The following is a 13586-nucleotide window of genomic DNA, read 5'->3' on the forward strand; positions in this document are numbered from 1 at the left end:
TCCTCAGGAGGTCAGTCGGCCTGATACCACCAGACGTCTGGCATGAACTCTGTCCGATCGCCGTAGATCGGCAGCCTGTCCGGGAACCGCATTTCCTTGATGTGGGCGATACGGCCGGTATCAAAGCTCCAGAACGGAATGACATAGCGCCCGGCGGTCAGCACCCGGTCCAGTGCCCGCACCGCTGCGGTGAAATCCTCAGGCTCGGTTGCGGTCAGCATTGCGTCAATCATCGCCTCTGCCGCCGGGCTGTCCATGCCCATCAGGTTGCGGCTGCCGGGCTGATCCACACCGCCACTGCCCCAGTAATAGCGCTGCTCGTTGCCGGGGCTCAGCGACAGTTCCCGGCGGAACCGGGTGAGGTCGAAGTCATAGGTGTTCTCCCGTTCGGCATATTGCGCGTTGTCCACGGTCTCGGCCGTCAGTGTGATGCCCAGCCGCTCCAGCGCGCGGGCGTAGATTTCGGTGACCGTTTTCATCTCGCCGTCGCCCTGACGGATCAGAACGCTGAGCTCCAGCGGTGTGCCTTCTGCGTTGCGCAGCACGCCACCAGTGACGGTCCAGCCAGCGTCCTCCAGCAGTTTCATCGCCTTGCGCAGGTTGCCGCGGTTGCGCTTGCTGCCGTCGCCCTGGGGCAAGGTGTATCCCTCCAGAGTGCCGGGCAGCAGGCTGTCCTGGAATGGTTCCAGCAGCGCGCGCACTTTGGCTTCTGCCGCCCCGGGCCGCATTCCCAGAGCCGAGCCGGAGAAATAGGAGGCGATGCGCTGCTGGGCGCCACCCGTCACGGTGCCGTTGATGTACTCGAAATTGAAGGCCAGCAGCATCGCCTCTCGCACCCGCCAGTCATCCAGCGGCGCGCGGCGGGTGTTCATCACCAGCCCGGTCATGCCGGAGGGGCGCTGGTGCGGGATCTCGCTCTTGACCACGTCGCCGCGGATGATCGCGGGGAATCTGTAGACGCTGTCCCATTTGTCAGCATTGAACTCGCGCAATGCGCTCAGTTCACCCGCCTTGAAGGCCTCGAACAAAACCGTTTCATCACCAAAGAAGTCGATGCGCAGCTCATCGAAATTCTGGGTGCCGCGGCGCAGGGGCAGATCCTTGCCCCAATAGTCCGGGTTGCGGGTGAGGGTGACAAAGCGGCCGGGTTCAAATTCAGCCACCGTATAGGGACCGGTGCCTATTGGCGCCCCTGCCGCTTCGTCTGTGCCGAACTCCTTATCCGCCCATTGCGCCTTCTGGAGGATCGGGCGCAGGCCGGCGATCAGCGCCAGTTCCCGGTCCTCAACGTTGAAGGTCAGGCGGATGCTGCGCGGTCCGGATTGTTCGATGCTCTCCACCTTGGTCCAGAACCCGCGGTAGCGCGGGTGGCCTTTGGTGCCCAATGTCTCATAGGACCAGATCACATCTTCGACGGTCACCGGGCTGCCATCAGAGAATCGGGCCTCCTGCCGCAGGGTGAATTCTACCCAGGAACGGTCCTCGGGCACCTCAATCGATTCGGCCAAAAGACCGTAAAGGGTGAACGGCTCGTCCCAGGAGCGGCCCATCAGACTCTCGTATCCCCAGAACCTCAGCTGCCACGGAGAGGTCCCTTTGAGGGTGAACGGGTTGAGGCTGTCAAAGCCTCCGGTGTTGCCGAACACAACTTTGCCGCCCTTTGGCGCGTCCGGGTTCGCATAGGGTAAAGACACAAAATCCGGTGGCAGTGCGGGGTCGCCGTACATAGCTATGCCATGGGCCGATTCTGCCAGCGCATAATTCGCGGTAATTGCCAGGGTGATTCCAGCCAGTGCCGCGTGAAGAGTCCGGAAATTTTCTTTTCGCTGATTCACAACAATCCCGCTCTGCCCTTATTTTCTTGCCTCCGCACGCTACGTGCGCTTTTTCGTCTTTTCAAACTTTTAGCTTGGACGAAAGCCGGAAATTGCTTATAAAGGGATCACTGCTCGATAGGTTTCTTGCCTGTATGAAACCTGCCTCAATAACTAACGCCCGCCTTGTGCGGGCGTTTTTTTCTGCCCGTTTCTCTCTTTTTACAAGTGGTGAAAATGGCAGGAATGACCTCTGCGGCATCCGTAGTCTTACGCGTTTCTTTTGCATCTGCAGCATGGCACAGTGATGGCAGATTCAGTCAGTCATGAGGTAGGACGCGATGACCTTGCAAGGAAAGACCGCCGTTATCACCGGATCGAATTCAGGCATCGGCCTGGGGGTGGCCCGCGAGCTGGCACGGGCAGGGGCCAATGTGGTGCTGAACTCCTTCACCGACCGGGAGGAGGACCACGCGCTGGCAGCAGAACTCGCCCGTGAGTTCAGCGTCAAGGCCCAGTACGTTCAGGCCGATATGTCCAAGGGCGCCGACTGCCGCGCGCTGATCGAAAAGGCAGGGGCCTGCGATATCCTGGTGAACAACGCAGGCATTCAGCATGTGGCGCCGATCGACGCGTTTCCTCAGGAAAAGTGGGATGCGATCATTGCGATCAACATGAATTCGAATTTCCACACCATGGCAGCTGCACTGCCCGGGATGCGTGCGGCAGGCTGGGGCCGGATCGTAAACATTGCGTCAGCGCACGGGCTGACCGCCTCGCCCTACAAGGCCGCTTATGTGGCCGCCAAACACGGCGTGGTGGGCATGACCAAGACGGTTGCCCTGGAAACCGCGGAGGAGCCGATTACTTGCAATGCGATCTGCCCGGGCTATGTGCTGACGCCGCTGGTCGAGGCGCAGATCCCCGACACAATGGAGAAATACGGCATGGACCGGGAAGAGGTGATCAAGAAGGTCATGCTGGAGCGCCAGCCGAGCCGCGAGTTCGCCACGGTGGAGCAGCTGGGCGGCACCGCCGTGTTCCTGTGCTCGGACGCAGCCGCGCAGATCACCGGCACCACCATCAGCGTCGATGGCGGCTGGACCGCGCTGTAAACGGTAGAGGAACCGGCGGGAGGGGGCCGGCCCCCTCTTGCCCCCCAAGGGGGCAATCACCCCCGGAGTATTTTCACAAAGGTGAAACAGGCAGGTGGCGTTTGGTGACACGGATTAATCTGGCTCTGCAGGGCGGCGGCGCGCATGGCGCGTTTACCTGGGGTGTGCTCGACCGGCTTCTGGAGGAAGAGGGGATTGAGGTCGCGGGCATCACCGGGACCTCTGCCGGGGCACTGAACGGGGCGGCCTTCAAGGCCGGCATGGTTCAGGACGGGCGTTCGGGTGCCAAGGCCGCGCTGGACGGGCTCTGGGCGCGGATGGGCGGGGTTGGCGACATGCGGTTCAATCATTGGCTGACGCGGTTCGATGCGGTGGCCTGGGCGGGCGCACTGGAAGCGGCGATGCCGTTTTCGCCGCTGGAAAGCCTCAGCCAGGTGATCTCCCCCTATCACTACGGCCCGTTCTACAAGAACCCGCTGCGGGAAGTGGTGGAAAAGTTCAACTTTGCCGAAGTCTGCGCCGGCGAAGGCCCGCAGCTGTTCATCTGCGCCACTTGCGTCCGCAGCGGCAAGATCCGCATCTTCGAGGGGGAGGAGATCAGCACCGATGCGATTCTTGCCTCTGCCTGCCTGCCGGACCTGTTTCAGGCGGTGGAGATCGAAGACCCGGAGACCGGCCGGCTGGAGGCCTATTGGGATGGCGGCTATACCGGCAACCCGGCGCTGTTTCCGCTGTTCCGCGAGGACCTGCCGGGGGATGTGGTGATCGTCAACATCAACCCGCTGGAGCGTGACGAGATCCCCAAGACCCCGCAGCAGATCCGCAACCGGGTGAACGAGATCAGCTTCAATTCCTCGCTGCTGCGGGAGCTCAGGGCGATCAACTTCGTGCAGCGGCTGCTGGCCGATGGCACCATTCAGCAGGGGCGGATGAAAGAGGTGCGGGTGCATATGATCGCGGATGACGATCTGATGACGCAGCTGTCGGTCACCACCAAGCTGTTCCCTGTGCCGCAGATCCTGGCACGGCTGAAGCAGGCAGGGCGGGATGCGGCAGAGGGGTTTCTGACCCAGAACCGGGAAAACCTTGGGGTGCGTTCGTCGGCTGATCTGCCGGCAATGTTCGGCTAGGCGTCTTCTTTTTCCAGGACCTTCGGCTTCTTGCCGTTCTCCACTGGTTTGGTGGGGTCCTTGGGGTTCGGGTAGACGAGGCCCGCTGAGATCACCAGTTTTGCCGAGTCCTCCACCGTCATGTCCAGTTCGATCACGTCCTCCTCCGGCACAAACAGCAGGAAGCCGGATGTGGGGTTCGGCGTGGTCGGGAGAAAGACGCTGACCAGCCCGCCACTGGTTTCCGCGCGCTTGGCAATCTCACCCTTGGCATGGGTGGAGATGAAGCCGATGGCCCAGATGCCCTTGCGCGGGTATTGCACCAGGCAAGCCTTTTCAAAGCTGCGTTCGGATTGGGCAAAGACGGTCTCGGAGATCTGCTTGATGCCGGAATAGACCGTGCGCACGACCGGCATCCGGTCCACCAGGCTTTCGGCAAAGGTGATCAGCGAGCGGCCAATGATGCCCTTGGCGATCCAGCCGACGATGATGGTGAACAGCAGGAAGATGATCAGCCCGACGCCGCGCAGGTTGATGCCGATATACTGTTCGGGCCGGAAGGTGTGCGGCACCAGCGGCAGCACCACGCTGTCGATCCAGCCCATGACAGACCACAAGAGCCAGATGGTCAGCCCCACCGGCGCGATCACGACGATGCCCGTAAAGAAGGAGGCGCGCAGGCTGGCGAACAGGCCGCGGCGGCGTTGGGGTTCTTCGTCGAAGGGCGTGGTCATAGATCAGTTTTCCAGGATTTCCGCGTGGAACCTAGGCACTGTTTTGGGGCGGAGCAATGGTTTCCGCCCCAAAAATCAACTCATTGTGCGAGATTGTTGAGTTCCTGTGCGATCTTTGCCGCCAGCCGCGCATTGTTGCGCACCAGTGCGATGTTCGCAGCAAGCGAGCGGCCTTCGGTCAGCTCGAAGATGCGGGACAGCAGGAAGGGGGTCACATCCTTGCCTGCGACGCCTTGGGCATCTGCTTCGGACTGGGCCTGGGCAATCACCGGTGCCAGTTCCTCTGCCGCGATCTGGGCGTCTGCCGGGATCGGGTTGGCGACCAGCTGGCCGCCGGGCAGGCCCATGGCATGGCGGGTGGCATGGGCGCGGGCGATTTGCTCAGGCGTGTCCATGCGCAGCGGTGCTTTCAGCTCCGACTGGGCCGACCAGAAGGCGGGGAAGCTGTCCTGCCCGTAGGCAATCACTGGCACGCCTTGGGTTTCCAGCACTTCCAGCGTCTTCGGCAGGTCAAGGATTGCCTTGGCGCCTGCGGCAACCACGGTCACCGGGGTCTGCGCCAGCTCCAGCAGGTCGGCGGAGATGTCGAATGTGGTCTCAGCCCCCTTGTGGACGCCGCCGATGCCGCCGGTGGCAAAGACGGAGATGCCGGCCAGCCGCGCCGCAATCATGGTTGCTGCCACGGTGGTCGCGCCTGTGCCGCCAGTGGCGATACAGGCAGGCATGTCCGCGCGGGAGATCTTGGCAACGCCCTTGGCCTGACCCAGCGCCTGCAGCTGATCGGGTTCCAGACCTACATGCAGCACGCCATCAATCACTGCCATGGTGGCCGGCACGGCGCCGGCATCGCGGATGTCCTGCTCCACTTGTGCTGCGACCTCGACATTCTGCGGGTACGGCATGCCGTGGGTGATGATGGTGCTTTCCAGCGCAACAATAGCGCGGTTCTCGGCCTTGGCGGCCTGAACCTCTGACGAATACTGAATGTCGATCAAAGCGGGGGTTCTCCTGAAACGTAGGTCGCCGCAGCCTTGAGGGCTGAGGCCAAAGCGGTCTTGCGGTCTTCGCCCCGTGCCTCGGCAACGATATGGGCGGCCATGAAGGTATCGCCTGCGCCGGTCACGCGGGCGACGGTAACGCGGGGCGGGTGCAGGGTGATGGTGCCTTCGGCATCGGCCACGGTGGCAGAGGAACCGCCATCGGTGACCAGCACCCGTGCGGCACCACGGTCCAGCATCGCTGCAGCGGCGGTTTCGCTGTCGGTGAACTCCGCCTGGCACAGGATGCCGGCCTCTTCCAGGTTCACATAGAGCGTGCCGCGTGTGCGGGTCAGGAAGGGGCGCAGCCGTTCCGCCTTGCCCGGCGAAGCAGGCGCCACGCGCAGGTCGGCCTTGGCAAAGGCCGGGCTGGCGACGATGTCATCCAAGAGCGACAGGGTCAGGTTGCCGTCGAGCGCCACCTGGCCCTCATAGGGTGCGGCCTCGGTGCCCAGCGAGCCATCGGACAGCGGCCGCAGGATCTTGTCGCCTGCAGCTTCCAGCGAATGCGCGTCGGCAATGGCGGCAATCAGCCCGTTGGCGCCCTCGACAGCCATGTAGCGGTCGGTGGGCAGGTCCTCGGAGCGGTAGATGTGATCGGTGATCAGGCCGAAGTGGCCGCACGCATGGATCAGCTCGTCACCTTCGGGGTCGCGGCCGACGGCAGTCAGCAGAGCCGGCTTCACGCCAAAGCGCGACAGGGTCATGGCGATGTTCATGGCAACGCCGCCGGGCAGCCGGGTGATGCGCCCGGGCATGTCCGATCCGCGCTGCATTTCACTGGTGCAGCGTCCGATAATGTCCCACAGGACCGACCCGATGCACAGGATGGCGGGTGTCTGAGAGTTTGGGGCTTGTGTCATAATGACCTATTGCCGCCTTTGGCAGGCCTCTGCAAGCGGCATCACCGGGTGGGCACCGCGAATGTCAGGGCAGCCCAAAGGCTTTCCCAAACGTAATCCTCGCCTGCCGGGGCAGGGCGCAGAACCACGGCGTCCAGCAGGTAGCTGTGCCCGGGGGCGACACTGACGATTGCCTCCCCCTTTTCATCCGTTGGTTGGGTGCTGATGGTAACGGCGCCATCCGGGGATTTGTCAAAGACTTCGATCTGGGCCTCCGGCCGGGGTTTGCCCTGGTACAGCACCCGGACCGGAAGCCCGCCCGCCATGTCATCCGTATAGGGATTGGCCAGGGCGACAATCTCCGTCTCCAGCCCGGCGGCCTGATCCGCCCCGCTGCCACTCCCGATTGCCACCAGCGCCTTGGCATGGCGGGTGTACTGCTCAGTAAACCCCGCATCCGGCAGCCCGCGCGCCCGGTGCTGCGTTTGGATGTCGCCAAAGGCCTTGTGATCAACGAAGGCCTGAAACTCCTCCCAGCTGTCGTAGGTGATGGTCTGCGGCCGGGTCTGGTGGATCAGCACGGCCAGCCCGTCTGGCATAGGATCGCCGCTGAAGGCCGGCATATCCCCCATGCGGCCAATGTAGGGCAGGGCGGTTCCGCTCTGAAACACCTCGAACCGGGCGATGCGGTGATCCAAGTAGGGCTGCTCCGCCCCCTTGAACTCCTGACCGTTGCGCAGCTTTGCCACCATGGTTTCCCCGGATTTAACTTGATATTTCTCCGGCTCAATCCAAAACTCGTGAGAGAGAACCGGCGCGGCGCCTAGGGTCAGCCCGGCACAGACAATAGAGCAGAACAGGCGGAATTGCATGGAAAGGTCCTTGGCTGTCAGGCGCGGCGCTACTTGGCTGCACGGCCTATTTGCGCTGCTGTTCTGTGTGGTTGCAATAGCAGCAGCTCCAGCCCGCGCGCATGAGGTCACGCCGGCGATTGCAGATTTCGCGGTGAAGGACGGGCAGATCACGCTGGAATTGCGTCTGAACGTGGAGGCCTTTGTTGCAGGAATTAACCTGGATGGCCTCTCTGATACCAACCAGACCGCGCAGGCCGCCGATTATGACGAGCTGCGCGCGCTGCCGCCGGACGCGTTGACCCCAATGGTGACGCTCTTTGCCGAGGAGTGGCTGGAAACCTTCTCCATCCAGGCGGCGGAGCCTGTTGATTTGGATGTTACAGGGATCACTATCCCGGAGGTCGGCGACGCCAGCCTGCCGCGGGCGTCCTTCCTGGAACTGGCCGGAGACATTCCACCGGGAACAGGCAGTCTCCGCATCACCTGGCCCAATGGGTCCGGCGGCGTGGTGCTTCGGCAGAACGGGGTAGATGAGCCCTATACGGGGTACCTGCAAGGCGGAGAGACCTCACCGCCGATCCCATTAGGGGGCGGCGCGGCCAAAACGCCGGTTGAGGCCTTTATGGAGTATATCCCTGTCGGCTTCACTCACATCCTGCCCAAGGGTCTGGATCATATCCTGTTTGTGCTTGGGCTGTTCTTCCTCAGCCCGCGGGTGAAGCCGCTTCTGCTTCAGGTGAGCCTGTTTACCGTGGCCCATACCATCACCCTGGCGCTGGGCGCGCTGGGAATGGTCAACGTGAACCCCGCCATCGTCGAGCCGATGATTGCGCTGTCGATTGTGTTTGTTGCGGTCGAGAACATCTTTGCCCGCAAGCTGCACACATGGCGCAGTTTCGTGATCTTTGGATTCGGGCTGCTGCACGGGTTGGGCTTTGCCTCCGTGCTGGGGGAGTTCGGCTTGCCTGAAAACCAGTTCCTGCCCGCGCTTATCGGATTCAACGTTGGGGTGGAGTTCGGCCAGCTGGCGGTGATTGCCGCCGCTTACCTCGGTGTGCGCCTGTGGTTCGGGCGGCACCCGAAATACCGTGGCCGGGTGGCGATCCCGGCCTCTGTCACCATTGCGATGATCGGCGGCTACTGGTTTGTGGAGCGGGTGTTCTTGTGAGCGAGTAACGCGTCAGCCCATTGCCCGCATCAGCACCTTCAGCGCCGCCAGCGGGTCTTCCGCGTGCCAGATCTCATCACCGATGCCAAAGAAGTCTGTATGGGGCGCGATGCCCCGCACCAGATCCTCAGTGAGGCCGCCCTCGGCCACAACCGGAACCTCGATCATCTGCGACCACCACTGGAACAGATCGGCCTCTGCTTGCGCGCCATCCCCCAGACCGGAAGTGCCCACCGGGCCGAAGCTCACGTAATCCGCGCCCGCTTCACCGGCCACCATGCCGTCGTGCTGCGAAGCACCGCAGAAACAGCCGACAATCGCATCCGGCCCCAGCGCCTTGCGCGCGGTGCGGATGGATTTGGACGCATCGGTCAGATGCACCCCGTCCAGCCCCAGCCGTTCCGCCAGAATCTGATGGTCGGAAATCACCAGCGCCACGTCGCGCGCCATGGTCACTTCGCGCAGCGCATCGCCTGCGCGGCTGAGGGTGTCCTGATCGCGGCTCGCCATGTCCAGGCGCACACAGGCCACGTCCACTTCATCCAGCACCCGCGCCAGCTGACCGGGAAATTTGCCCAGCTCGAAACTCGGCGGGGAGATCAGGTAGAGCTGCGGCTGCTCGGATGCGTCAGCAGGGCTTCCCATGGCGGTGCTCCATTGTTCAGGCGGTTTGACGGTGTTTAGCCGATTTCCGGCCGGACGCAAGGATTTGCGGCGGTGAAGACCCGGTAAATGCAGCCCGAACCCGCGCTGGACCTTGCCCCGCCGCCGCGCGGGCAGTACAGCAGTGCCGATTTTGCCGGAGAACACGATGCCCACCGATACGCCCCAGCCCGCCTTTGTCCTTGTCCGCCCGCAGATGGGCGAGAATATCGGTGCCGCGGCGCGGGCGATGTGGAACTTCGGCCTCGACCGGATGCGCATCGTGGCGCCGCGCGACGGCTGGCCGAACCCCAAGGCGGTGGCGATGTCCTCGGGCGCGGGCCGCCTGTTGGACGAGGCGCAGCTCTGCGCCGACGTGCCGGAGGCGCTGGGCGACTGCACCTATGTGTTCGCCACCACCGCCCGCCAGCGCGGCCTGACCAAGCCGGTCTACAGCCCCGAGCGCGCGATGCAGATCGCGGCAGAGAAAATCGCCGCGGGTGAGAAAGTCGCGGTGATGTTCGGCCCGGAACGTGCCGGGCTGGAAAACGAGGATATCGCTAAGGCGAACGCCATCATTTCGGTGCCGGTGAACCCGCTCTATGCCTCGCTGAACCTCGGCCAGTGCGTGCTGCTGACCGGATACGAATGGATGCGCCAGTCCAGCGAAGTGCTGCATGAAACCACCGATCTGGGCCGCAAGGGCGAATGGGCCACCGGCGTTGAGGTCGAGAAACTGGTGGAGCATTACGAGGACCGGCTGGATGAAGCCGGCTTCTTCTTCCCGCCGGAAAAGGCCGAGGGCATGAAGACCAACCTGCGCAACCTGTGGTCCCGGATGCGGATGACCCGTTCCGACGTGCAGATGCTGCACGGCATCATGCGCCAGATGGTCCGCTGGAAAGAACGCGGCGGCGAGTAAGCTGCTCTGGACCTTTGAATAACCCGCCCCTAGCTTGGCACCACAGACAAAGAGGCAAGCATGAGCAAGCGCAGCATTTTCGAAGAGGTCGAGGGCGAGAAGACGGACGCCCCCGCGGTGCAGCCGGGACTGATCGACCGCGGCCGCGGCGGCGCCCGCAAGGCGATCCGCGCCTGGCTGATGGTGCTGTTTGCGCTGGTGGTTGCAATGATCGTAGTGGGCGGGCTGACGCGCCTGACCGACAGCGGCCTGTCGATCACCGAATGGCGCCCCGTGACTGGAGCTGTCCCGCCGATGTCGGAAGCCGAGTGGCAGGCAGAGTTCGACAAGTACAAGGAAATCGACCAGTGGCGCATCCAGAACCAGTGGATGGAACTGTCTGATTTCAAATCGATCTACTGGTGGGAATGGGGCCACCGCCAGCTGGGCCGTTTCATCGGCGTGGTCTGGGCGCTTGGGTTCTTCGGTTTCCTCGCCGCACGCAAGATCCCGGCGGGCTGGACCGGCCGGTTGCTGCTGCCTGGCATCCTTGGCGGTGTGCAGGGCGCCATCGGCTGGTGGATGGTGGCCTCTGGCGTCACGCAGGGCGAGGGGATGACAGCGGTGGCTTCCTACCGGCTGGCCGTGCATCTGGGGCTGGCGTTCGTGATCCTTGGCTTCATTGCCTGGTATGTGCTGATGCTGGGCCGCGAGGAGCGCGAGCTGATGCAGGCACGCCGCGCCAAGGAAGCCAAGCTGTTCAGCCTGTCTACGGGCCTGATGCATTTTGCCTTTTTGCAGATCCTGCTGGGGGCGCTGGTGGCGGGCATTGACGCGGGCCGCTCCTATACCGACTGGCCGCTGATGGGCGGGCAGGTGATCCCGCCGAACCCGTTCATGATTGAACCTGTCTGGAAGAATTTCTTTGAAAACCCCGGGCTGGTGCAGTTCATTCACCGGGTGGCAGGCTATCTGCTGTTTGCCTTTGCTGTGGTCGCCTGGCTGCGCGGACGCAACTCGGCCCACGCGCGCACCCGTTTCGCGTTCAATGCCGTTTTTGCGGCGCTCTCCGTGCAAGTTTTGCTGGGGATCATCACCGTGGTTTATGCCGCGCCGCTGCACGCCGCGATTACCCACCAGCTGGTGGCTGTGGGCGTTTGGGTGCTGATCCTGCGCGCCCGCTTCCTGTCTGCCTATCCCATTGCAACCTCGATCAAGGATCATTGAATCATGAGCGCATTTGACGAATTGATGGCCTTCCAGCGCGAAACCCAGGCGCTGGGGCAGATTGCGGGCCGTCTGGGCTGGGATCAGGAAACCATGATGCCGCGCGGGGCGGCGCCGCAGCGGGGCGAGGAGATGGCCGCGATGGAGGCCGTGCTGCACGCCCGCCGCAGCGACCCGCGAGTGGCGGAGTGGCTGGAGCAGGCAGTGGCGCCCAATGAGGCGGGGGAAGCCCAGCTGCGGGAGATCCGCCGCAGCTATGAACGCACCGTCAAGGTGCCCGCCGATCTGGCCAAGAAGATCGCTCAGGTGACTTCCGTGGCGCAGGGCCAATGGGCTGCGGCGCGGGCGGATGAGGATGTGGCAGCCTTTGTGCCGGTGCTGGAAGAAGTCGTCGCGCTGAAACGCGAAGAAGGCCTGGCTCTGGCGGCGGGCGGTGATGTCTATGACGCCATGGTCGAGGATTATGAGCAGGGCATGAGCGGGGCTGAGATCGCCGGTATCTTTGATGCCATGCGCCCCGGGCTGGTGGAGCTGCGCGCGAAGGTGCTGGAGAAACCTGCGCCGAAAGGGCTGACCGGCACTTTTGACGAAGCCGCGCAGATGAAACTGACCCGAAAGCTCGCCAAGCAGTTCGGCTATGACATGTCCCACGGCCGGGTCGACAAGGCGGTGCATCCGTTCTGCTCCGGCGCGGGCCTGGATGTGCGGATCACCACGCGGACCAGCGAGAGTGATCCGTTCAACTGCTTCTATTCCACCATTCATGAGGTCGGCCACGCGGCCTATGAGCAGAACATCAGCCGCGATTACCTGCTGACACCGCTGGGCAGCGGCGTGTCGATGGGGGTGCACGAAAGCCAGAGCCGGATCTATGAAAACCAGATCGGCCGCAGCCGTGCCTTTACCGGCTGGCTGTTTGGGGAGATGAAAGACGCCTTTGGCGACTTTGGTGTTGCGAATGCGGATGCGTTTTATGCCGCCGTGAACACGGTGCATAAGGGCTATATCCGGACAGAAGCGGATGAGCTCCAATACAACCTCCATATCATGATGCGGTTCGGCCTGGAGCGCGCACTGATGAGCGGCGATCTGGCGGTGAAGGATCTGGAAGCGGCCTGGAACGACCGGTTCGAGGCAGATTTCGGTTATGCTGTGGACAAACCGTCCAACGGCTGTTTGCAGGATGTGCACTGGTCGGTGGGCCTGTTCGGGTATTTCCCGACATACACGCTGGGCAATGTCTATGCCGGCTGCCTGTATCAGGCGCTGCGCCGGGATGTGCCGGGGCTGGATGCAGAGGTGGCTGAAGGCAACACCGATGGCGCAACCAATTGGCTGAAGGAGAATCTCCAGCAGCATGGCGGGTTGCGCAGCCCGCGCGATACCATCAGGCACGCCTCAGGCATGGAACCGGGGCACGCGCCGCTGCTGGCTTATCTCGAAGAGAAGTTCAGCCTGCTTTACGACCTCTGAGTCGGCAGTGCATTACGGCTAAGGCCCTCTGGCGGCAGCGGAAATTCCGCTGCCCCGGAAAGGCCATATTTTAACGGTATTCTCTTAAACTCATGGGGGTGTGAGTAAGAGAGTAAACTGATGCATACAGCCGTCGCCTACCTGATCTTTGCAAGTTATGTGCTGGGAGCCACCCTGGTCTGAGGCATATGCCCGTCAGATCAGCGCCATCCGCTCCGCCCGTTCCGGATCCGGGAACGGCCGGTAGAGGCCGATGTCGGCCGTGGCGATCAAAGCCCTGACGTGTGAGTAGAGTTTTTCAACCTCCTCGTCATGCTCGCCCAGCACCCGGAAGGCCTGATCCAGCTGGGTCATGTCCTTGAATTCAATTTCCAAGAGGAAGTCACGGCAATTGTCGCTGGCCATGTCCAGCTTGCGCCGCAGCAGGCGCCAGCCCTGGACCACGCCGCGTTCCTGCAAATATCCCATCCATTGATCGACCGCGCTGGCGAAGCTCAGCGCCTTGGCCTCGTGCTGCAAGTCGATGGAGCAGTGGTACAAGTTCATTGGGGCATCCCCTTCATGAGAAATCAGAACTTGCCGTAACAATAGCCAAGATCCGTTAGGGGGCCGTTAACAAAGCGAACGCCGCCCCGGCAACGGGACGGCGTTCAATGTTTCCAATGGGATG

Annotated in this window: 13 protein-coding genes; 6 read left to right on the forward strand and 7 right to left on the reverse strand. The window is 62.8% G+C overall.

Annotated elements, in window-relative coordinates:
- Positions 1 to 11: 11 nt before the first annotated feature.
- On the reverse strand, positions 12 to 1727 hold the full coding sequence (locus K3725_RS07915) for an extracellular solute-binding protein (RefSeq protein ID WP_260018242.1): 1716 nt from the start codon (positions 1725 to 1727) through the stop codon (positions 12 to 14).
- A gap of 428 nt (positions 1728 to 2155) precedes the next feature.
- On the opposite strand from K3725_RS07915, the gene K3725_RS07920 reads away from it, so the two are divergent.
- Positions 2156 to 2929: a 3-hydroxybutyrate dehydrogenase gene (locus K3725_RS07920; protein ID WP_260018243.1), complete on the forward strand. Its 774-nt coding sequence runs from the start codon at positions 2156 to 2158 to the stop codon at positions 2927 to 2929.
- A gap of 101 nt (positions 2930 to 3030) precedes the next feature.
- Positions 3031 to 4059, forward strand: coding sequence for a patatin-like phospholipase family protein (locus K3725_RS07925; RefSeq protein ID WP_260018244.1), 1029 nt, complete (start codon positions 3031 to 3033; stop codon positions 4057 to 4059).
- On the opposite strand, the gene K3725_RS07930 is transcribed toward K3725_RS07925, so the two are convergent.
- The 4 genes from K3725_RS07930 to K3725_RS07945 form a co-directional block, all read right to left on the reverse strand.
- The gene (locus K3725_RS07930; protein ID WP_260018245.1) at positions 4056 to 4772 is read right to left on the reverse strand and encodes a DUF502 domain-containing protein; all 717 of its coding nucleotides are present in this window, start codon (positions 4770 to 4772) and stop codon (positions 4056 to 4058) included. The two genes, K3725_RS07925 and K3725_RS07930, sit on opposite strands and share 4 nt — an antisense overlap.
- Positions 4773 to 4852: 80 nt before the next feature.
- The gene (locus K3725_RS07935; protein WP_260018246.1) at positions 4853 to 5767 is read right to left on the reverse strand and encodes a pseudouridine-5'-phosphate glycosidase; all 915 of its coding nucleotides are present in this window, start codon (positions 5765 to 5767) and stop codon (positions 4853 to 4855) included.
- Entirely contained in the window at positions 5764 to 6672 is a 909-nt protein-coding gene (locus tag K3725_RS07940) for a PfkB family carbohydrate kinase (RefSeq protein WP_260018247.1), read from the reverse strand. The genes K3725_RS07935 and K3725_RS07940 overlap by 4 nt, the downstream gene beginning before the upstream one ends.
- Positions 6673 to 6713: 41 nt before the next feature.
- Complete coding sequence (locus tag K3725_RS07945; RefSeq protein ID WP_260018248.1) at positions 6714 to 7523, reverse strand: DUF4198 domain-containing protein; 810 nt, start codon at positions 7521 to 7523, stop codon at positions 6714 to 6716.
- On the opposite strand from K3725_RS07945, the gene K3725_RS07950 reads away from it, so the two are divergent.
- On the forward strand, positions 7522 to 8673 hold the full coding sequence (locus K3725_RS07950) for a HupE/UreJ family protein (RefSeq protein ID WP_260018249.1): 1152 nt from the start codon (positions 7522 to 7524) through the stop codon (positions 8671 to 8673). The genes K3725_RS07945 and K3725_RS07950 overlap by 2 nt on opposite strands.
- Before the next feature lie 12 nt (positions 8674 to 8685).
- Here the strand turns inward: K3725_RS07950 and K3725_RS07955 are convergent, their stop codons facing one another.
- Positions 8686 to 9318, reverse strand: a complete 633-nt coding sequence (locus tag K3725_RS07955; protein WP_260018250.1) for a thiamine phosphate synthase — start codon at positions 9316 to 9318, stop codon at positions 8686 to 8688.
- A 166-nt stretch (positions 9319 to 9484) separates the two neighbouring features.
- Between K3725_RS07955 and K3725_RS07960 the strand changes: the two genes are divergently transcribed.
- From K3725_RS07960 to K3725_RS07970, 3 genes are read left to right on the forward strand one after another with little or no spacing between them, the layout of a single operon-like run.
- A complete protein-coding gene (locus K3725_RS07960; protein WP_039183257.1) occupies positions 9485 to 10237 on the forward strand; it encodes an RNA methyltransferase in 753 nt (250 codons plus the stop codon).
- Between the two features lie 60 nt (positions 10238 to 10297).
- Positions 10298 to 11443 carry a heme A synthase gene (ctaA, locus tag K3725_RS07965; RefSeq protein ID WP_260018251.1) on the forward strand — a complete coding sequence of 382 codons (1146 nt, stop codon included), beginning with the start codon at positions 10298 to 10300 and terminating at the stop codon, positions 11441 to 11443.
- A 3-nt stretch (positions 11444 to 11446) separates the two neighbouring features.
- On the forward strand, positions 11447 to 12916 hold the full coding sequence (locus tag K3725_RS07970) for a carboxypeptidase M32 (protein WP_260018252.1): 1470 nt from the start codon (positions 11447 to 11449) through the stop codon (positions 12914 to 12916).
- A 195-nt stretch (positions 12917 to 13111) separates the two neighbouring features.
- Here the strand turns inward: K3725_RS07970 and K3725_RS07975 are convergent, their stop codons facing one another.
- Positions 13112 to 13462 carry a DUF6614 family protein gene (locus tag K3725_RS07975; RefSeq protein ID WP_260018253.1) on the reverse strand — a complete coding sequence of 117 codons (351 nt, stop codon included), beginning with the start codon at positions 13460 to 13462 and terminating at the stop codon, positions 13112 to 13114.
- Positions 13463 to 13586 lie beyond the last annotated feature (124 nt).

The organism is Leisingera sp. S132 (genome assembly GCF_025144465.1).
In the GTDB taxonomy this organism is placed as follows: Bacteria; Pseudomonadota; Alphaproteobacteria; order Rhodobacterales; family Rhodobacteraceae; genus Leisingera.